At 64.9% G+C, this 20,739-nt stretch carries 15 protein-coding genes; 3 read left to right on the top strand and 12 right to left on the bottom strand.

The features are described 5' to 3' along the window. Window positions 1-30: 30 nt before the first annotated feature. The 6 genes from AC1DIX_RS04635 to AC1DIX_RS04660 all read right to left on the bottom strand — a co-directional run bounded on the left by AC1DIX_RS04635 (window position 31) and on the right by AC1DIX_RS04660 (window position 5,314). Entirely contained in the window at window positions 31-2,433 is a 2,403-nt protein-coding gene (locus tag AC1DIX_RS04635) for a TonB-dependent receptor (protein ID WP_477322359.1), read from the bottom strand. A gap of 111 nt (window positions 2,434-2,544) precedes the next feature. Continuing rightward, entirely contained in the window at window positions 2,545-2,895 is a 351-nt protein-coding gene (locus tag AC1DIX_RS04640) for a DUF4870 domain-containing protein (RefSeq protein WP_442124793.1), read from the bottom strand. 85 nt (window positions 2,896-2,980) lie between these two features. Beyond that, the gene (locus AC1DIX_RS04645; RefSeq protein WP_442124792.1) at window positions 2,981-3,280 is read right to left on the bottom strand and encodes a hypothetical protein; all 300 of its coding nucleotides are present in this window, start codon (window positions 3,278-3,280) and stop codon (window positions 2,981-2,983) included. Window positions 3,281-3,356: 76 nt separating this feature from the next. Then, the gene (locus AC1DIX_RS04650; protein ID WP_477253602.1) at window positions 3,357-3,662 is read right to left on the bottom strand and encodes a hypothetical protein; all 306 of its coding nucleotides are present in this window, start codon (window positions 3,660-3,662) and stop codon (window positions 3,357-3,359) included. A gap of 391 nt (window positions 3,663-4,053) precedes the next feature. After that, on the bottom strand, window positions 4,054-4,413 hold the full coding sequence (locus tag AC1DIX_RS04655; RefSeq protein WP_477322361.1) for a bleomycin resistance protein: 360 nt from the start codon (window positions 4,411-4,413) through the stop codon (window positions 4,054-4,056). A gap of 220 nt (window positions 4,414-4,633) precedes the next feature. Continuing rightward, window positions 4,634-5,314 carry a substrate-binding periplasmic protein gene (locus AC1DIX_RS04660; RefSeq protein ID WP_477322363.1) on the bottom strand — a complete coding sequence of 227 codons (681 nt, stop codon included), beginning with the start codon at window positions 5,312-5,314 and terminating at the stop codon, window positions 4,634-4,636. A 305-nt stretch (window positions 5,315-5,619) separates the two neighbouring features. On the opposite strand from AC1DIX_RS04660, the gene AC1DIX_RS04665 reads away from it, so the two are divergent. Both AC1DIX_RS04665 and AC1DIX_RS04670 read left to right on the top strand, forming a co-directional pair. Next, complete coding sequence (locus tag AC1DIX_RS04665; protein ID WP_477322365.1) at window positions 5,620-8,994, top strand: MHYT domain-containing protein; 3,375 nt, start codon at window positions 5,620-5,622, stop codon at window positions 8,992-8,994. Then, window positions 8,991-10,001 carry a response regulator gene (locus AC1DIX_RS04670; RefSeq protein WP_477322367.1) on the top strand — a complete coding sequence of 337 codons (1,011 nt, stop codon included), beginning with the start codon at window positions 8,991-8,993 and terminating at the stop codon, window positions 9,999-10,001. Before AC1DIX_RS04665 ends, AC1DIX_RS04670 begins: the two co-directional genes overlap by 4 nt. Window positions 10,002-10,018: 17 nt before the next feature. On the opposite strand, the gene AC1DIX_RS04675 is transcribed toward AC1DIX_RS04670, so the two are convergent. The 5 genes from AC1DIX_RS04675 to AC1DIX_RS04695 form a co-directional block, all read right to left on the bottom strand. Further along, entirely contained in the window at window positions 10,019-11,170 is a 1,152-nt protein-coding gene (locus AC1DIX_RS04675; protein ID WP_477322369.1) for a glycosyltransferase family 4 protein, read from the bottom strand. Between the two features lie 26 nt (window positions 11,171-11,196). Continuing rightward, complete coding sequence (locus AC1DIX_RS04680) at window positions 11,197-12,315, bottom strand: glycosyltransferase family 4 protein (RefSeq protein ID WP_477322371.1); 1,119 nt, start codon at window positions 12,313-12,315, stop codon at window positions 11,197-11,199. Beyond that, window positions 12,312-13,253, bottom strand: a complete 942-nt coding sequence (locus AC1DIX_RS04685) for a GDP-mannose 4,6-dehydratase (RefSeq protein ID WP_477322373.1) — start codon at window positions 13,251-13,253, stop codon at window positions 12,312-12,314. Before AC1DIX_RS04685 ends, AC1DIX_RS04680 begins: the two co-directional genes overlap by 4 nt. A gap of 1 nt (window position 13,254) precedes the next feature. Beyond that, window positions 13,255-14,298: a GDP-mannose 4,6-dehydratase gene (gmd, locus tag AC1DIX_RS04690; RefSeq protein ID WP_477322375.1), complete on the bottom strand. Its 1,044-nt coding sequence runs from the start codon at window positions 14,296-14,298 to the stop codon at window positions 13,255-13,257. A gap of 368 nt (window positions 14,299-14,666) precedes the next feature. Beyond that, window positions 14,667-16,979 (bottom strand): NADP-dependent malic enzyme, encoded by a 2,313-nt coding sequence (locus AC1DIX_RS04695; protein ID WP_442124405.1) that lies wholly within the window; start codon window positions 16,977-16,979, stop codon window positions 14,667-14,669. 178 nt (window positions 16,980-17,157) lie between these two features. Between AC1DIX_RS04695 and thiL the strand changes: the two genes are divergently transcribed. Next, a complete protein-coding gene (thiL, locus tag AC1DIX_RS04700) occupies window positions 17,158-18,132 on the top strand; it encodes a thiamine-phosphate kinase (protein WP_477322379.1) in 975 nt (324 codons plus the stop codon). A gap of 30 nt (window positions 18,133-18,162) precedes the next feature. On the opposite strand, the gene AC1DIX_RS04705 is transcribed toward thiL, so the two are convergent. Then, complete coding sequence (locus AC1DIX_RS04705; RefSeq protein WP_477322381.1) at window positions 18,163-20,739, bottom strand: EAL domain-containing protein; 2,577 nt, start codon at window positions 20,737-20,739, stop codon at window positions 18,163-18,165.

The following is a 20,739-nucleotide window of genomic DNA, read 5'->3' on the forward strand; positions in this document are numbered from 1 at the left end:
AAGAGCATCGGTTTGGTCGGCCGGCGGGATCTACAGGCGCCCGCGCAACTCGAGCGCGATCGTGCGCGGCCTGGTGGCGTAGGCATAGGGTGAGCCGACCACCGCACCCAGCGTGCTGACCGTCAGATACTGCTTGTTGGTCAGATTGTTCACGACCAGGCCCACGCCCCAGTTGCCGGATGCTGCCGACCAGCCAAGGCGTGCATTGACCTTCTCGCGCGCCACGCCGGCACTGCCGCCAATCGTGCAGGTGCCCTGGGCTGTGGTGTCGGCATTGCAGCGCTGTTTGCCGATGTAGCCGAGCATCGTGTTGAAATCCGCCGTCCCGCCCCACAGCGGCCAGCGCGCGCCGGTGCCGACACTGGCGCTCAGGCGCGGTGCGCCAGCTGGCTGGCCGTCCAGCCTGACGCCGGTCGGTGAAATGTAATGCGCATACGTCTGGTCGAGGTAGGCCAGCGTGCCGGTCAGGCGCCAAATGTGGCTGAGCCGCCACTGCGTCCCCAGTTCGGCACCGGTGGCGCGCTGATCGCTGTTGACGACCTGGTAGCTGGGCACGCCGGCCGAGGCGTTGGAGGGCACCAGGGTCAGGCTTTGCAGCTTGGTGAAATCGTAATGGAAGACCGAGGCGTCGTAGGACAGGCCCAGCGATCGCACCTGGCCTTTGATGCCGATTTCGGAATTCGTCACCAGCTCCTCGTCATAATGCCCATTCACGCCCACGGCGTCGAAGCCGCCCGCCAGATAGCCCTTGCTCCATGACGCATACACCATGTGGTCTGGCGCCAACCGGCGGTCCAGCACGAGGCGCGGGCTGAAATTCCGCCAGCTTTTCGATGACGCGAACGGCATCGTGCTCGAGACCGCGTTGTTGAACTCGACATTGCGTGCGACGACTGCCTGCAACGATGACGCCTGTTGCGGCGTCAGCAGCCGCGTCGCGAACGCGGTCGAAAATAGCTTCGCCTGTTGCAAAACGGCGAGGCGGGCATCGAGTTCGGGAGCAGTACGCGGCGGGTTATACCAGCTGAACCGTTTATCGTCGCGGGTGAAGCGCCCGCCGAAGCTTAGCCTGGTGGTCGGACCGATGCGCCAGATCGTATCGCCGTACACCGCCCAGGCACGATATGCGCCTTTGTCGTGGATGCTCTCGCGCCATGGCAGCCCGGCCAGGCTCAGCCCCTTCAGCGCCGTGTTGCCGGTAGCGGCGCCAAGGCCTTGGGACAAGCTGGTCAAGGTGGCATACGGCGCGATGCCGGCGGCGTGGCTGATCAGTGTATCCAGTGAACTGGTGGTCACATCGACGTTTTCCATCTCGGTGACGCGCTCGCGGTAGGCGCTGACGCCAGCCACCCAATCGAGCACGCTCGTCTGGCCATTGAGCTTCAACTCCTGTTGCCAGGTCGAGTTCGACTCGATATTTCCGGTGCCGAGATAAGCGGCCGGATTCGCCGAAGCGTCGTTATCCATCCAGTTCTGGGTGTTGAAATGGCGGTAGGCGCTCATGCTGCTCAGCGTCGCGAAGCGTAATGGCACCGTGACGCGCAAGGTGACGCCATCGAAGGTGCGCGACTGCAGGCTTGGCGAAGCGTCGTTGAACAAAGGCTGCTTGAACAGGTCGGCCGGGGCTGCCGGTCGTCCGAAGTCGATCTTCCCGGCGTTCAGGGAAAACACTGGCGGCCCGGATTCGCGCATCACTTCGTGTTCCCAACCGAAGATGGCGTCGACGTCGTCGCCCTTCCAGCGCAGTGCGACGCGCAGGCCCCGGTCGCCTTCGTCGCCCATGCGCCTGCCGTCGTAGTTGTTACGGACCCAGCCGTCGTCCTGCTGGCCGATCGCCGCGATGCGCAGCGCCAGTCCTTTGGCCAAAGGCGTGTTGTAGACCGCTTCCGCAAAGATGGCACCACGCGTGCCGCCCCGTACCAGACCGGTGGCTTCGCGCCGGTCGACCGGATCGTTGCTGACGATGAGAATCGCACCGGCCGCCGCATTGCGCCCGAACAGCGTGCCCTGCGGTCCTTTCAGCACTTCCACCCGCTTGATGTCGTTGAAGTTCAGGACCGAGCCGCCGGTCTTGCCGGTGTAGACGCCATCGATGTAGATACCCACCGGCGAATCCGTACCGATACCGAAGTCCTGCGTACCGATACCGCGCAGGTAGATCATCGGGCGGGTCGATTGCGCCATGTCGACCGACAGTCCGGGCACGAAGGCGTCCATATCCGCCAGGTTGCTCACGCCGACGTCCCTGAGCGTATCGCCCGCCAGCGTCTGCATGGCGATCGGCACATCCTGGATCTGCTGGCTGCGGCTCTGGGCGGTCACGGTCACCACAGGCGTGCCGTCCTGGGYGTGAACGATGTCCGGCGCGGCCGCGGTCATGCCGAGGGCGGCGAGCGCGCGGCCGACTACAAGGACGACCCTGCGTAAGGGCACGCGCCGTTGACTCGACTTCACTGGATTCCTACGTTTGGTTTAATAATGAAAACTTAATATTTCAATTTTCATATCATACCATCGGAAAGACAGCAAAATCTATTGCATTGCCTAGGCCTTGACGAAGCGAATGGTCAAGGGATAACGGTAATCGACGCCATTGCTTGCCTTCACCGCCGCCATGATCGACAGGATCAGATTGGCCAGCATGACAAACCAGATGAGGAAGAGACCAATCAATATGAACGACAGCAGGAAACACATGAAATAAGCGATCATCAGAGTCAACTGAAAATTCAGGGCTTCGCGTGCATGATGAACGGTGAATTCATCATCCGACCCTTTCTTGATCAGGTAAACGACGAGCGGGGCAAGCCAGCTGAAAAAAAGGCCGCCGATATGGACCAGGATCGCAACCGTTTTATCCTGGCGAACGACACTGGAAGCTGCTGTATTTTGCATACGAATCCTCGTTATAGTCTTCTGTTATTGTTCGAATCTTTCGGGCGTGACACGCGTCGGATACCGCCCGATTCCCGCGACCCGGTCAGTTCGTAATCACCCATCCGTCGCTGGCCTTCACGAATCGCGCGGGCACGATCTTTTTTCCGCCCTTGCCGCTGAGTTCGATATCGCAACGATAGGCATTGTCACCGTCGTCCTTGCAGCCGATTTTTTTCACCTCGGGCACCTCCGACTGGAAAGAGCCACCAAAACCGATATTCGCCATCTGGCGATTGCTGTCTTCGACGGATTTCTTGACCGCCTTGTTCATGTCGCTTTCGGATGGACCCTTACCGCATCCAGCCAGGGAAATTGCCGCCACAAGTACAAGCATTTTCTTCATCGAGTTCTCCTACCAGGATTGGCCGAGTCATTGATCGGCAGCTTCCGAAACCATCAGTACATTGACCGCTTTGATATCAGGCTTTCGGCGTGCAGGTCGGCGGATTGACGATCCCGGCGCTCAACAGATTCCCGCCGTTGAGCGTGCAGGAATACTCCTTCTTGCCGCCCACCCGCACCACGACAAAGGTATTGGTGCCTTCGGTGCGGCGATTGATCAGGGTAACCGCGTCGGGGCTGTAGCCGAGCGTTCCCGCCACTTTCGACTGGATCTCGCTGTCGGAGATGAAATTCGTCTTTTCAGCGATGGTCGAGCATGCCGAAAGCATTGCGAGCATCGCGAGGATGCCTGCCGATCGACGGATGGTCGGAGACTGGTGCATTCGAATATCCTTAAAATTGAATGGTGACGATTCAGGGCGTGCGCGACCTGCGGTTCTTTATCAGGAAAATCATGGCGCAAAGCGCTGGCTGCTTGTCGGATTATAAATTTCCGATCTCGGCGAGCATATAGAACACATGTCCTAAATGGTCGGGGCCAAAACGTCATTAAGGAAATCGAATGGATGGGTCTCGTTGAATATGTCCCTGTGCAGAGACATGGAGATATGCGCTTTTCCGTTACCGCCCCAATCAAGACATTCAAAATGTCCTGAATCAGGAAGCAATCGCACGCATCAGGAAAACCCGAGCGGTTTGACAACTCCTGGGCCACGAGCCCGTCCAATGGTCCGGCAAGAGCTTCGCCTGGCCCGCCTGCTGTCCCGACTTTCTCTACTGCTCCACCAAGGCAATGCATACCCCGCTCGGATCGATGATCGAGAACTCGCGCGTGCCCCAGGGCCGTGTGCCGAGTGCGCCGTTCGGATGCACGCAACCGGCCGCCTGGCAGCGCTCATGCAGCGCATCGACGCCATCGACGACGATCCGCAGGCTGGTCTGGTCGGCCAGGTACTTGTCTTCATTGAAAAACAGGTTCAGCCAGGCCGAATCGCGCCCGACGATCGCGAACTGGGCCGGTTCGGCGTCGCGGTAATCGAGTTCGAAGCCCAGTGCCTCGCGATAGAAGCGAATGGCTTCTTCAACGTCGCGGGCAGGAATCAGGGGTGACACACGCAGGAAACGGGTGGCCATCGGAGCCTCATGTCAGGAGCCGGCCGGGATGCCGGCTGATCGTCCACGATACCCCTGGGTTATCGGATGGTCAACAAAGCGTCGCGCAGGGACAGCATGCGAAGGGAGCCAAGCGAGAAACGGTCGGTCGGGATGAGGGATGCCGTCACAACTACCTCTGCGGTTCAGTTGCAGATTTTCCATCATACATAAACGACCCGTTCGGGTCGCACGCGGAAACTCAGCGTTGCGCCGGCATGCCGACAGCGTCGTAGCGGTGCGGGATCTGCTGCAGGGTGCCGTCGCGCTCCATCGATTCGAAGGCCGCGTTCATGCGCGCCGTCAGGGCGTCGGGCACGCCGCGGTTGCAGGCCAGGTAGACGCGGATGCGGTTGAAGACCAGCACCGGCACGATCTTGTCGCCATAGCCCAGGTGCGACAGGGTGGCGCTGCCGCGCCGGAAGCTGGCGGCCCAGAGGTCGATGCGGTCCGCCATCAGCTTGCGTGGATTGAGCAGGTCGTTCGGCGCCGGGTCGACGTCGAAGCCGCGCGTGCGCAGGTATTGGTCACGGGCGTCGCCGTTATACGTGCCGATGCGGTATTTGCGCGCCTCCTCCAGGCTGTCCAGATGCAGCTTGCGGTCGGCGCGCGCCATCAGGACCCATTCGGCCTCGCCGATCGGTCCGATCCACTTGAACAGGGCTTCGCGCTCGGGCGTGCGGGTGGTGGAGAACACGCAGGTGTCGTCGTGCTCGAGTGCCGCGGTGTAGGCGCGCTTCCATGGCAGCAGCTCGATCGTGTGATCGATGCGGGCGCGCGTCATGATCTCGCGCACGGTGTCGGCGCCGATGCCGATCACGCGCGGCCCGTCCTGCATGCTGTGCGGCGCCGCGGCCTCGGTGGTGAGATGCAGACGCGGCACCGGCTGTGCCTGCGATGCGGCACAGCCAAGGGCAAGCATTGCGGAAACAATGATTGTGTCGATTCGCATAGCGCACCCGATGCCAACGCTGCCGTCTGGCAGCGACCTGTGCAACTAGCATACCAGCAACATCCGGCCTGCGGCAATTCATAACAACTCGACAATTTTCGTCAAATTGGTGGTGCCAACGCGACAGGATTTGCTACTGATCCTTCACTATCTACTTGTACCATAACATTTTCCTGTGAGAAAGTGACATACTTGCGTGCCCATTGACAACAATCGCCGTCATTTTCATCAAATTTATGCTGTTTTCATTGTTTAACGTGCCCGACGATCCGTCCCTGCTGAGTTACGGGATGTATGCGCCTGGCCTGGTGATCCTGTCGGTGCTGGTGGCCATCTTCGCTTCCTGGATGGCGCTGCTGATCGCCGGCCAGGCGGCCGCCAACCGCAGCCAGCGCTGGATCGTGCTCGGCACCGGCAGCATGGCGCTGGGTACCGGCGTATGGGCGATGCACTTCATCGGCATGCTGGCCTTCGACCTGTGCACCGACGTCGACTACGATCCGGTCGCCACCATCATCTCGGGCGTGCCGAGCATCTTCGCGTCGCTTGCCGCGCTGTGGCTGATCGCGCGCGAGCGCCTGGGCGGCTGGGGCCTGCTGGCGGGCGGCGTGGTGGTCGGCGCCGGCATCGGCACCATGCACTACGCCGGCATGGCGGGCATGCGGATGGGCCTCGAACTGCATTACAACCTGCCGATGTTCCTGCTGTCGATCGTGGTCGCCGTGGTGCTGGCGACGCTGGCCTTGTGGGTGCGTTTCGGCCTGTCCAGCCTGTCGCACCGCCTCAGCGAGAGCCGCCGCATCTTCCTGGCCGCCGTCGTGATGGGCTGCGCCATCGCCGGCATGCACTATACCGGCATGGAAGCCGCGCGCTTCGTCGGCCGCGCCGCCCAGACCACCCACAAGGCGCAATCCGATACCTTCCTGGCGCTGGCGATCAGCCTGATCACGGTCGCCTTCACCATCTTCGTGCTGGGCGGGAACGGCCTGCTGCGCTACCGCCAGTTGTTCCGCGAACTGTCACGCAGCGAAGCCTGGATGCGCGCCCTCCTGACCACCACGGTGGACGGCGTGGTCACCGTCGACCGTTCCGGCACCATCCTCGAATTCAATGCCTCGGCCGAGCGCATCTACGGCTGGACGCGCGAGGAAATCCTCGGCCAGCACATCCGCGTCCTGATCGGCGACGAGGAAGCCTCGGCCCAGGTCGGCCTGCTGCGCACGCTGCAGACCGGCGAAATCTCGGCCGGCGCCCAGAGCGCCGACGTCACCGGCCGCCGCAAGGACGGCAGCATCGTGCCGATCCGGCGCGCGGTCGGCCATGCGCGCCTGGACGACAAGGAGCTGTTCGTCTGCTTCATCACCGACATCAGCGAGCGCCGCGCGATGGAACAGGCGCTGCGCGCCAGCGAGCGGCAGTTCCGTTCCCTGATCGGCAATATTCCCGGCATTTCCTACCGCAGCCTGCTGGAAGGCGACCGCCCACTGGTCTTCATCAGCGACGCCGTCGAGCGCATCACCGGCTACCGCGGCAGCGACTTCGTGCCGACGCACCCCGGCAAGCCGGCGCGCCGCAGCTTCGACGCCCTGATTCACGCCGCCGACCGCGTGCGCGTGCTGGAGGCGATCGAGACGGCGCTGCGCGACGACCATCCCTACCTGGTCGAGTACCGCCTGCTGCACGCCGACGGCAGCGTCCACTGGCTGTGGGAAAACGGCACCGGCGTACGCAACGACGCTGGCGATCTGCACTGGCTGGACGGCGTGATCCTCGACATCACCGAACGCCGCCAGATGGAAGACGCGCTGCGCGAGGCGAAGGAGAACGCCGAGCAGGCCGCCGCGGCGCGCGCCAGCTTCGTGGCCAATATGAGCCACGAGATCCGCACGCCGATGAACTCGATCCTCGGCTTCACCGATGTGCTGCTCGACGGCGAGCTGGCGCCCGAGCAGCGGCGTCACCTCGATACGATCCGCAGCGCCGGCCGTGCGCTGCTGCGCCTGCTGAACGAGATCCTCGACACCGCCAAGCTGGAAAAAGGCGCGGTCGAGCTCGAGCAGAACGACTACAACCTGCTGTCGCTGATCGACGAACTGTCGTCGACCCTGGCGGCGAATGCGCGCGCCAAGGGCCTGCACGTCGACATCCACTACGACCCCGCCCTGCCGACCTGCCTGCGCGGCGACGAGCTGCGCGTGCGCCAGGTGCTGACCAACCTGCTCGACAACGCGATCAAGTTCACAGAAAAGGGCAGCGTCACCCTGCGCGCCTCGCTGCTGGACGAACAGCTGCACTTCGAGATCAGGGACACCGGCATCGGCATCGCGCCGGAGCGCCTGCAGGCGATCTTCGATCCCTTCACCCAGGCCGACGCCTCGATGACGCGCCGCTTCGGCGGCACCGGCCTGGGCACCACGATCAGCAAGCAGCTGGTCGAGCTCATGGGCGGCAGGATCTGGGCCGAGAGCGAACAGGCCAAGGGCACGACCTTCCACGTGGTGCTGCCGCTGCTGCTGGCGCGCTTCGCGCCGCAGCAGCCGCGCGTGCGCACCCCGGCCGCCCTACCGCCGCTGCGCGTGCTGGTAGCCGACGACGTGCCGCAGAACCAGGAACTGCTGCAGCTGCTGCTGGCGCGCCGCGGCCACACCATGACCGCCGCCGGCGACGGCGTCCAGGTGGTCGAGCTGGCCGCGCGCGAAGCCTTCGACGTGATCCTGATGGACTTCCAGATGCCGACCATCGACGGCCTCGCGGCGACGCGCCTGATCCGCCAGCAGGCCGAAGCCGCCGGCCGCCCGCGCGTGCCGGTGATCGCGATGACCGCCAGCGTGCTGCCCGAACATCGCCGCGCCAGCGTCGACGCCGGCATGGACGGCTTCGCCAGCAAGCCGGTCGACTGGTTCGCGCTGTCGCACGAGATCGCACGCGTGCTGGGCCTGGGCAACTTTCATCCGGACCCGGACCTGCCGGTCCAGGAACGCATGATTCTGAACCGCCAGGCCGGCCTGCGCCGCTGGAGCCACAAGGAAGACGCCTATCTGGAGGCGCTGGCGCATTTCGAAAGCCAGCACGCCGGGCTGGTCCAGGCACTGGCGGCTCAGGCTTCCAGCGCCGACTACCGCGCCTTGCGCATGCTGGCGCACCGGGTGCGCGGCGTCGCCGCCAACCTCGGCCTGGAGCTGCTTGCCGATGCCCTCGGCAAGCTGGAAGGCCTGGTCGACGGCGACAGCGGCAAGCTCTATCCGGGCGCCGAGGATACCCTGCGCGATTCCCTGACCCGGCTTGAAGCGTTGCTCGACGGCGGCCTGGCGGAGATCCGCGCCGCGCAGCCGGCCCCGGCGGCGGCCAAGGCGGCGAAGGCCGCCCGTCCGGGCTTCGACCTGGAACGCGCCAAGCGCGCCGGCAATGTCCTGCGCGAAGCCCTGCGCCGCGGCGGACTGGACGACGCCGCCTCGGCCGGCCTGGCGGCAGCGCTGAGCGGCCATCCGCTCGCCACGCGCGCGGCCCAGGTCCACGCGGCGATCGCCGATTTTGATTTTGATTTGGCCCTGCAGCAGCTCGACGCTGTGCTGGGCGCCATCGACGACATGGCACAGGAGATGTCCGAATGAGTACCGTCACCCTTCCGCTGATCCTTGCGGTCGACGACGAAGCAAGCAACCTGCAACTGCTGCGCCAGATTTTGCAGGACCATTACCGCCTGCGCTTCGCCAAGGACGGCCCGCGCGCACTCGAACTGGTGCGCGAGGAATGTCCCGACCTGATCCTGCTGGACGTCATGATGCCGGGCATGAGCGGCTACGAAGTCTGCGCCGCCCTGAAGGCCGATCCGCGCACGGCCAGTGTCCCGGTGATCTTCGTGACCGCGCTGACCGACACCAACGACGAGCTGGAAGGTTTCGAAGCCGGCGCGGTCGACTACATCACCAAGCCGGTCAGCCCGCCGATCGTGCGTGCGCGCGTGCGCACCCACCTGTCGCTGGTGCGTATGGAAGAGCTGCGCGCGACGCGCCTGGAAATCGTCCAGCGCCTCGGCCTGGCCGCCGAGTACAAGGACAACGAGACCGGCCTGCACGTGATCCGCATGAGCCACTTCTCGCGCATCCTCGGCCTGGCGGCCGGCATGGGCGAGAACGAAGCCGACGACCTGCTGCACGCGGCGCCGATGCACGACGTCGGCAAGATCGGCATCCCCGACCGCATCCTGCAGAAACCCGGGCCGCTCGACCCCGACGAATGGAAGATCATGCAAAGCCACGCCGCCATCGGCGCCGAGATCATCGGCGAGCACCCGAGCGGCATGCTGGCGCTGGCGCGCAACATCGCCCTCACCCACCACGAGAAATGGGACGGCAGCGGCTATCCGAAGGGGCTGGCGGGCGAAGCGATTCCGCTGGAAGGAAGGATTACGGCGATCGCCGACGTGTTCGACGCCCTGACCTCGGTGCGTCCGTACAAGAAAGCCTGGAGCGAAGAGGAAGCGCTGGCCTTCCTGGTCGAGCAGAAGGGCAAGCACTTCGATCCGGCCCTGGTGGACCTGTTCATCGGCCAGATACCGGCGATCCGGGCGATCCGGCAGCGCTGGGCGGAAGATACGCAGGATCTGAAAGCGGCCTGATTGACCACCCGCGAACGTCACCCCAGCCGCGTCGCCGGCCTCAACCCCACCTGCTCCCGCCGCGCCACCAGTTCCTGGTACAGGCTCACATACCCGTCCGCCATCTGCTCGGCGGTGAACAGCTGCCAGTAGCGCGCCTCGGCGCGGCGTCCCATCTCGCTGGCCAGTTGCGGATCGTCCCACAGGGTGCGCATCGCTTCGCGCAGGGCTTCGTGGTCGGAGGGCGGCACCACCAGGCCGGTCTGCTGGTGGATGTTGATGTAGGTGGTGCCGGTGCCGATCTCGCTCGAGATCATCGGCTTGCCGAACATCGCGCCTTCGAGCAGCGAGATGCCGAAGGCTTCCGAGCGCAGGTGCGAGGGGAAGGACACCGCATAGCACAGCTTGAGCAGGGCAACCTTGTCTAGCTCATTGACCTTGCCGACGAACATCACGTTCTTCAGGCCCAGGCGCCCGGCATGGGTCTTCAGCTCCTTCTCGATCGGGCCGGCGCCGACGATCACCACCGGGTAATCCGTGCCCGCCACCGCATCCAGCAGGATATGCAGCCCCTTGTAGTAGCGCAGCACGCCGACGAACAGGAAGAATTTCGGCCCCACCTTGGCCCGCCAGTGATCCAGCAGCGCCTCATCCGGCTCCGGATAGCTGGACTTGTCGAGGCCGAAGGCGATCACGCGGGTCTTGTCGCGGTAGCGGTCCAGCACCGTCGACGAGCCCAGATAGTTGGGCGAGGTTGCCACGATCGCGTCGACACTCTGCAGGAAGCGGTGCTGCAGCGGCTGGTAGAGACGCAGCAGGGCCTTCTGACGCACGATGTCGGAATGGTAGGTCACCACACTGGGCTTGTTCACGCGCGCCAGGAAATGGGCCAGGTCCATGAAGGGCCAGGGGAAATGGTAGTGCACGACGTCGGCATCAAGCGCCATGCGCGCCAGCTCGGAAATCGCCTGCAGCGACACCGCGTTCGATGCCAGCTCGAAGTTCTGCGGCACCCGGTGCACCATATGCCCCTCGAACTCGAAAGGCCGGAGGTCGGTCTCGCGCGACAACGACAGCACCTGGTTGGTCACCCCCTGCCGCCCGGTTCCGACGCACATCTGGCGGATGACCTGTTCGATCCCTCCCACCGAATCGGGATAGTAAGTCTTGTAGAAGTGAAGGATACGCATGGCTAAATCGCTAGAGCACTGAATCTTTAGATAAGTGAACGGTAGACGGCGGCGGTCTGGCGCGCCGTCGCATGCCAGGTCAGCTGGGCTGCGCGGGCGCGCCCGGCGGTGATGCAGCGCGCCCGCAGCGAGGGTTCGCGCACCAGGGCCAGCATGGCCTCGCCGATCGCCTTGACGTCGAGCGGATCGACTTCGAGCGCCGCCCCGGCCGATACCTCGGGGAGCGAGGTCACGTTCGAGGTCACCACCGGCACACCCGATGCGAAGGCTTCGAGCACGGGAATCCCGAAGCCTTCGTACAGCGAAGGAAACACGAACACCCCGGCGCCGGCATACACATGGCGCAGCTGGGCGTCGTCCGTCAGGCGGTTCAGCCAGATCACGCAGGCGCCGTCCGCGACCTTGGCGGCGATCCGGCGCAGCAGATCTTCCGAACGGGCGCCGGCATTGCCGACGATGACCAGCTGGCGCTCGTCCCGCACCGCCCGCGGCAATGCGAGCCAGGCTTCCAGCAGGCGCTCGACGTTCTTGCGCGGCTGCAGCGTGCCGACGAACAGGAAGTAGCCGGGCCGCAATCCGGAGGCGTGCAGCGTGGCCGCCACTTCGCCCGGCGCCGGCGGTTCCAGCCATTCCTCGTCGACGCCGTTCGGCACCACCGAGATGCGGCGCTCGTCGACACCGAAGCAGTCGACCAGTTCCTCGACCGCATACTGCGACACGGCGATCACGTGGTCGGCCTTCTGCGCCGCCTTGCGCTGCAGCCAGTTCTTTATTCCTCTCAGGCGCGGATTGCACCATTCTGGATGCTTGATCGGCAGCGCGTCGTGCAGGGTCGCCACCACCGGGCAATCCATCCGCGCCACGCGGTAATCGGTCGCGTGGAAGACGTCGGCCGGCATGTGGATGCGGTGCGCGTTCGGCGTCAGCAGGTCGATCAGGGTGGCGCGCCCGAAGGATTGCGGCAGCGCCCGGCCCTCGCTGGGCGGGATCTTCCCTTCCGGCCAGGAGAACGGCAAGACCTCGCATCCGGCAGCCGGCAGGTGGCGCAGCAGGGCCCGGGTGTATACCCCGATGCCGTCCAGCCGCCCGCCAGTGAAGCCCGGTTCGATCATGGTCGTTCCCAGGCCGACTCTCACTCCACTCACGCCGTGTACATCCAGCGCAGCGTGTCAAGCAGCGGGGTCGGCTCGACCTTGCCGATGACGCCTGCCAGCTTGGCGTTGCTGCCGGTGAGCGTGAGCACCTCGTTGGCGCGCACGAAGGCGGGATTGACGTGCACTTCGATGCGGTAGCCGGCGATTTCGCTCATCATGTCGATCAGGCTTTCCAGCGAATGCGGCTGGCCCGAGCAGACGTTGAAGGCTTCGCCGGCGGGCGTCGCCGCCAGCAGCCGGCGGTAGCTCCTGGCCACCATGCGCACGTCGGAAAAGTCGCGCGCGATCGCCAGATTGCCCAGCTCGATGCGGCGCGCTTCCTTGCGGAAGTGGGAGACGATCTTCGGCAGCAGGAAATTGTCGGTCTGGCCGACGCCGGTATAGTTGAACGGACGCGCGATCGTGATCGGCAGCTTGTCCATCCACAGGCGCGCCATGGTTTCCATCGCCAGCTTGCTGACCGCGTAGTCGTTGGCCGGATTCGGCGCCACGCTTTCGTCGATGACGGCCACGTCGGCGTTGCCGTAGATATTGGCGGAAGAAGCCAGCAATACGCTGGACGGCTTGTGCGCGCCGGCCGCCAGCGCTTCCAGCAGATTGCGGGTGCCGACCACGTTGACGCGGTACATCTGGTCGGCATCGTTATGGGCCACGAAGGCGATGGCGGCCAGGTGCACGACCACGTCCGGGCGCACCTGTTCGACGGCCGCGGCAACCGAGGCGCGGTCGAGCAGGTCGACGGCGAAGATGTCCGGGCCGGTCGGCTCGCCCGGCAGCACGGTGCCGTGGACGTGGTAGCCGGCGGCGCTCAGTTCGCGCGCCATGTAATAACCGGTGAAACCGCGCAGCCCGGTGATCAGGGCGCGCTTGCCCTCGCCTTCGCGCCCTTCGACCATGCCGGCGATCTCGTCCGTGACCATGCGGTTCATGTCAGAACGAGAAACCCAGTTCGTTGCGGCGCAGGTCGGCGTCGACCATCATCTGGCACAGCTGTTCCAGCGTGGTGTGCGCCTTCCAGCCGAGTTCGCGCTCGGCCTTGCCCGGATCGCCGATCAGCAGGTCGACCTCGGCCGGGCGGTAGAACTTGGGCGACACGCGCACCAGCAGCTTGCCGGTACGGCCGCAATGACCGGTCTCGCCCTCGCCCTGGCCCTTCCATTCGACGTCGATGCCGGCGCCGCGGAAGGCCATGGTCACGAAGTCGCGCACGGTCTCGGTGCGGTTGGTGGCCAGCACGAAGGTGTCCGGCTGGTCGGCCTGCAGCATGCGCCACATGCCTTCCACGTATTCGCGCGCATAGCCCCAGTCGCGCTTGGCGTCCAGGTTGCCCAGTTCGAGCACGTCGAGCTTGTTCAGCACGATCTTGGCCACAGAGTCGGTGATCTTGCGGGTCACGAATTCACGGCCGCGCAGCGGCGACTCGTGGTTGAACAGGATGCCGGAACTGCCGAAGATGCCGTAGGATTCGCGGTAGTTGACGGTCATCCAGTGCGCATACAGCTTGGCCACGCCATACGGACTGCGCGGGTAGAACGGGGTGCTCTCGACCTGCGGCACGGCCTGCACCTTGCCGAACATTTCGGAGGTCGAAGCCTGGTAGAAGCGCGCTGCCGGATGAACGATGCGGATCGCTTCCAGCAGGTTGACGGCGCCCAGTCCGGTGATCGAGGCCGTGGTGACCGGCTGCTCGAAGGAAACGCCGACGAAGCTCTGCGCCGCCAGGTTGTAGACTTCGTCCGGGCGGGTCGATTCCAGCAGGCGGATGCTGGAGGAGAGATCGGTCAGGTCGTACTCGACCAGCGCCAGGTTCGGGTGGTTCTCGATGCCCAGTTCTGCGATGCGCCAGAAATTGACAGAGCTGGATCGGCGGAACGTACCCGTCACGTAGTACCCCTTTTCCAGAAGCAATTGCGCAAGATAAGCGCCATCCTGGCCCGTAATGCCGGTAATCAGGGCTCTTTTTGTAGTTTGCATGTTCTAGGTAGTTCCAGGTGCTGGTCTGAGGAGGCCGCCGCGACAGGCGGCAGACGGCATGCGTTTGGGCGAGTCCGGACTCATTGAAGTTCCGAAAACTCCGCACTGTAACAGAGCCAATGTTCACACCCATGCACGAAAGAAATCGTGCAAAAGGAGCAATATATATTTGACTAAAATATATATATGACTATTATCACCTCAAAGGCTTGAAACACGTCGCGTGATTACGCATTGTTACGCATGCCTCAAGAATCCTTACAAGTTCTTCAAATGTAGGGAACTTCTACATTTGGACGACACCATAGGGAACACCAATGAAAAAAGGCCGCGAACGGCCTTTTTTCTTGTCCCGAGAATGTTAAATCTCAGCGTGCGGATACGGCGTCCACAACGCACAACGCCGTCATGTTGACGATCCGGCGTACGGTGGCCGACGGCGTCAGGATGTGCACCGGACGCGCGCAGCCCAGCAGCACCGGACCGACGGCGATGCCGTTGCCGGCCGCGGTCTTGAGCAGGTTGTAGGCGATGTTGGCGGCGTCGATGTTCGGCATCACCACCAGGTTGGCGTCGCCCTTCAGCGTCGATTGCGGCATGATCTTGGCGCGCAGCTTCGAATCCAGCGCGGCGTCGCCGTGCATCTCGCCGTCGACTTCCAGGTTCGGGGCCTTCTGCTGCACCAGCGCCAGCGCGGCGCGCATCTTCTGCGCCGACTCGCTGTTCGATGTACCGAAGTTCGAGTGCGACAGCAGCGCCGCGCGCGGCGTGATGCCGAAACGCTCCAGCTCCTCGGCCGCCATGATCGTGATCTCGGCCAGCTCTTCCGCCGTCGGGTTCTCGTTGACGTGGGTGTCGACCATCGCCAGCTGGCGTTCCTCGGTGATGACGAAGTTCATCGCCGCGTAGACGTTGGCGCCCGGGCGCAGGCCCAGCACCTTGTCGATGAATTCCAGGTGGGCGTGGGTGGTGCCGTAGGTGCCGCAGATCATGCCGTCGGCATCGCCCTTGTGGACCATCATGGCGCCGATCAGGGTATGGCGGCGGCGCATCGCCAGCTTGGCCATGTCCTGGGTCACGCCCTTGCGCATCACCATCTGGTGGTAGGTCTGCCAGTAGTCGCGGTAGCGCTCGTCGAAGTCCGGGTTGATGACGTCGAAGTGCTGGCCGGGCTTCAGGCGCAGGCCGAACTTTTCGATGCGCTGTTCCAGCACGGCCGGGCGGCCGACCAGGATCGGGCGCGCCAGGCCTTCGTCCACCACCACCTGCACCGCGCGCAGCACGCGCTCGTCCTCGCCTTCGGCGTAGACGATGCGCTTGAGCTCGGCCGGGGCGCTCTTGGCGACCTGGAACAGCGGCTTCATGAAGGAACCGCTACGGTACACGAACTGCTCCAGGCTCTCGGCGTAGGCGGCCAGGTCGGCGATCGGACGGGTGGCGACGCCGCCATCCATCGCGGCCTTCGCCACCGCCGGTGCGATATGGGTCAGCAGGCGCGGGTCGAAGGGCATCGGGATCAGGTATTCCGGCCCGAAGGACAGGTTGGCGATGCCATAGGCCGAGGCCACGATGTCCGACTGCTCGGCATGGGCCAGCTCGGCGATCGCATGCACCACCGCGATTTCCATCTCGCGCGTGATGGTGCTCGCGCCGCAGTCCAGGGCGCCGCGGAACATGTAGGGGAAGCAGAGGACGTTGTTGACCTGGTTCGGGTAGTCCGAGCGGCCGGTCGCGATGATCACGTCGCTGCGCACGGCCTTCGCATCTTCCGGCAGGATCTCCGGGTTCGGGTTGGCCAGCGCCAGGATCAGCGGATTCGGCGCCATCTTCGCCACCATCTCCGGCTTCAGCACGCCGCCGGCGGACAGGCCCAGGAAGATGTCGGCGTCCGGAATCACCTCGGCCAGGCTGCGGTGCGGCGTGTCCTGGGCGAAACGCTCCTTGTCCGGGTCCATCAGTTCGGTGCGGCCTTTATAGACCACGCCGGCCAGGTCGGTCACGAAGATGTTCTCGATCGGGAAGCCGAGGTCGACGATCAGGTCGAGGCAGGCCAGCGCCGCCGCGCCCGCGCCCGACACCACCAGCTTGCACTGCTTGAGATCCTTGCCGACCACCTTCAGGCCGTTCAGGATGGCGGCGCCGACGATGATCGCGGTGCCGTGCTGGTCGTCGTGGAAGACCGGAATCTTCATGCGCTCGCGCAGCTTGCGCTCGATGTAGAAGCACTCCGGCGCCTTGATGTCTTCCAGGTTCACGCCGCCGAAAGTCGGCTCGAGCGCGGCGATCACGTCGATCAGCTTGTCCGGATCGGTCTCGTTGATCTCGATGTCGAAGACGTCGATGCCGGCGAACTTCTTGAACAGCACGCCCTTGCCTTCCATGACCGGCTTCGAAGCCAGCGGGCCGATATTGCCCAGGCCGAGGACGGCGGTGCCGTTCGAGATCACGGCGACCAGGTTGCCGCGCGCCGTGTATTTATAGGAGTTGGCCGGATCCTTGACGATCTCCTCGCAGGGAGCGGCCACGCCCGGAGAATAGGCCAGCGCCAGGTCGCGCTGGTTCAGCAGCTGCTTGGTGGCGGTGACGGAAATCTTGCCGGGGCGGGGAATCTGGTGATACTCGAGCGCTGCAGCACGCAGTTGTTGGCGTAATTCTTCTTTTTTGTCGATTGACGAATCCATGCTTTGCAGGCCTTCCTGAACTGTACTGGGACTGGGGGACTTTGATTTTATCAGAGGGAATCCTCTAATCGTGTAGGTATTTCTACCGACAGCCTTGCCAAAAAGTTGTACATACAGCGGCCGCCAGTATGCCAGGCAGACGTATTCCGGGCTGCCGGGCCGGATTACAATCCCGCCCATGCTCTCCGAATTCGACCTCATCAAACAGTATTTCACCCGTAAGGGGCGCCCTGACGCCTCCGGCCGCACCGTGCTCGGCGTCGGCGACGACTGCGCCCTGCTGGCGCCCACGCCCGGCATGCAGCTGGCGGTGTCGTCCGACATGCTGGTCGAGGGCCGGCACTTCCTGGCCGGCGCCGATGCTTTCGACCTCGGCCACAAATCCCTGGCCGTAAACCTGTCGGACCTGGCCGCGATGGGCGCCGCACCGCTCGGCTTCACCCTGGCGCTGGCCCTGCCCGCCGCCGATCCCGCCTGGCTGGACGGCTTTTCGCGCGGCCTGTTCGCGCTGGCCGATGCCCACGGCTGCGAACTGGTCGGCGGCGATACCACCAAGGGGCCGCTGAACATCTGCATCACGATCTTCGGCGAGCTGGCGCCCGGTACGGCGCTGCGGCGCGACGCCGCCCGTCCCGGCGACGACATCTGGATCTCCGGTACCCTGGGCGATGCCCGCCTGGCGCTGGCGGATTCCCTGGACGAGCTCGCGCTGGACGAGGCGGACCGGCGGCAGGCGGCGCCGCGCCTGCATGCGCCCTCGCCGCGCGTGGCCCTCGGACGGCTGCTGGCCGGCGAGCGGCTGGCGCATGCGGCGCTGGACATCTCGGACGGCCTGGTCGGTGACCTCGGCCACATCCTCGCGGCCTCGGAGGTGGGCGCGCTGCTGGACGTCGACGCGCTGCCGGCCGGACCGGCGCTGGCGCGCCAGGCGCTCGACCTGCGGCGGCGCTTCACGGCGGCGGGCGGAGACGATTACGAACTGTGCTTCACGGCGCCGGCCGCGAACCGGGATGCGATCCTGGCGGCCGGGCAGCGTTTGGGCACGCCGGTCACGCGCGTGGGACGTATCGAGACCGAGCCTGGACTGCGCCTGGTAAACGGCGGCGGCGCACCGCTGGCCCTGAATCTGCACGGCTGGGACCACTTCGCGTAGGGTGGACTCGGAGAGTCCAGCCTACCCGGTTCAGGCCACCTGCTCGTCGCGCGGCTTCTTGCGGTCGTCATACGGCCCATGCGTCAGCCAGTACTGGCGAAAGGCCAGGCGCACATTGTCGCGCAGTTCGTTGTCGTTCCAGGGCTTGGTATAGAAGCGGTAGATGGCGCCGCGGTTGATCGAATCGAGCACCGTGTCCACGCCGACATAGCCTGACAGGATGATGCGGATGGTGTCCGGATACATCTCCTTCACCTTGCTCAGGAATTCGATCCCGCTCATCGCCGGCATGCGCTGGTCGCACAGGATCACCTGCACGTGGTACAGCGCCAGCAGCTCGAAGCCCTCGGCCGGCGTGGCCGCCGTCAGCACCCGGTAGTTATCGCGCCGGAACAGGCGGTGCAGGCTTGCGAGCACGTTGACGTCGTCGTCCACCACCAGCAGGGTCTGGACGTTGCGATCGTCCGGCGCCGGGCGGGTCGGCTGGGCGCGGTTCTCGAGCACCAGCTTGCCCAGCTCGCCGGCGCCAAGCGCGCGCGAGAAATGGAAGCCCTGGATCTCGTCGCAGAAATGACGCCGCAACAGCGCCATCTGGGCGCGCGATTCCACGCCCTCCGCGATCACCTGCATGTGCAGGCTGTGCGCCATGCTGATGATGGCCAGTGCGATCGCGGCATCGTCCGGATTGGTCGTGATGTCGCGCACGAAGGCGATGTCGATCTTCAGCTTGTCGATCGGGAAGCGCTTCAGGTAGGCCAGGCTCGAATAGCCGGTGCCGAAGTCGTCGATCGCGATGCGGATGCCGAGCGCCTTCAGGCTCTCCAGCACCTCGATCGTGCGCTCGGCATTGCTCATCAGCGCGCTCTCGGTCAGCTCCAGTTCCAGCAGCCCCGGCTCGACCTTGTGCTTCCGGAGCGCCGCGCGGATGTCGCCCTCGAGGTCGCCTTCGACGAACTGGCGGCTCGACACATTCACCGCCACCCGCACGTCGCGCACGCCCTGCCGGTTCCAGGCGGCGATCTGGCGGCAGGCTTCGTCGATGATCCAGGAGCCGACCCGCACCACCATCCCGGTCTCTTCCATAATGGGCACGAACTCGGCCGGGTAGACCAGGCCGAAGCCGGGACGGCGCCAGCGCAGCAGCGCCTCGACCCCGCTGACCCTTCCGGTGTTGAGGTCGAGCTTGGGCTGGTAGTGCAGTTCGAACTGCTCGCCGTCGATCGCCCCGCGCAAGGCCAGCTCGAGGTCCAGGCGCGCCAGCACCTGCACGTTCATGCCGGAGGTGAAGAATCGGTAGCCGTCGCGTCCCGCTTCACGGGCGCGCACCATGGCGACGTCGGCGTACTTGACCAGGGTGCCCGGGTCGGTGGCGTCGTCCGGGTACATGGCGATGCCGATGCTGGCCGTCAGCGCGGCCTGTTGTCCGTTCAGGTCGAACGGCGCGCGCAGCGCTTCGCGCACCTCGTTGGCGACGGCGACCGCCTCCTCTTCCTGCTGCTCGCGCGTCATGGTGAGGATCAGCGCGAACTCGTCGCCGCCCAGGCGTCCGACGGTGTCGCGCAGGCGCACGCAGCGCACCAGGCGGGTGCTGAACTGGCGCAGCAGCTCGTCGCCCAGCGCCGGGCCGAGCGAATCGTTGATGATCTTGAAGCGGTCGAGGGTGATGAACAGCACCGCGATGCGCCAGTTCTTGTCCTGGGCCAGTTCGATGGCGTCTCGCAGGGTGTGGAAGAACAGGGTGCGGTTCGGCAGGCCGGTCAGGCTGTCGTAGTTCGACATGTGCTTCAGGCGCTGGGCCGCGTGCAGGCGTTCGCTGATGTCGCGCGCCACCGCGATCAGCATGCGCATCTCGTCCAGCCGCTGCAGCTGCCAGCTGATCTCGACCGGCACCGCGCCCTGCCCGTCGGCGCGCAGCAGGTCGGTCTCGACGATGTCGTGCTCGCGCGGCGCCGAACCGGGGTCCGAGTAGCGTTCCAGCTGGGCCCGCTCGGCCAGGCCCAGCGCCACCGGATCGATGCGCAGCAGCGCCTCGCGCGAAAAGCCCAGCATGCGGCAGGCGCCGTCGCTGACGTCGACCATCGCCATGTTGCGGGCATCGACCAGGAAGATGGCGTCGGCGGTGGCGTCCATCGCGCCGCGGAAGCGCTGCAGCTCGGCGGTGCGTTCCCTCACCTTGCGCTCCAGGCGGGCGCCGTGCTCGCGCGACTCCTTGTGGAACAGGCGTACTTCCAGCAGGTTGCGGATGCGGGTCAGCACCTCGACGGTATCGAAAGGCTTGCCGATGAAGTCTCTCGCCCCGGCCTCGAGCGCGGCCAGCTTCTTGTCCGGCTCGGCCGTCACCACCAGCACCGGCAGCCAGGATTCGCGCTCCATCGGCTTCAGCGCTTCCATCACCTGGAAGCCGTCCATGTGCGGCATCTGCAGGTCGAGGATGATCAGGTCGAAGCGATGCTGCAGGTGCAGCGTGGCCACCTGGCGCGGATCGGTGGTGCTGGCGACCTGTTCGTAGCCGCTGGTCTTGAGCAGGAATTCGAGCAGCTGCACGTTGACCGGTTCGTCATCGACGATCAGGATGCTCGCGCGCCGGATATCCGAAGGCGAAATCAT

The organism is Massilia sp. 05N420 (assembly GCF_056397205.1).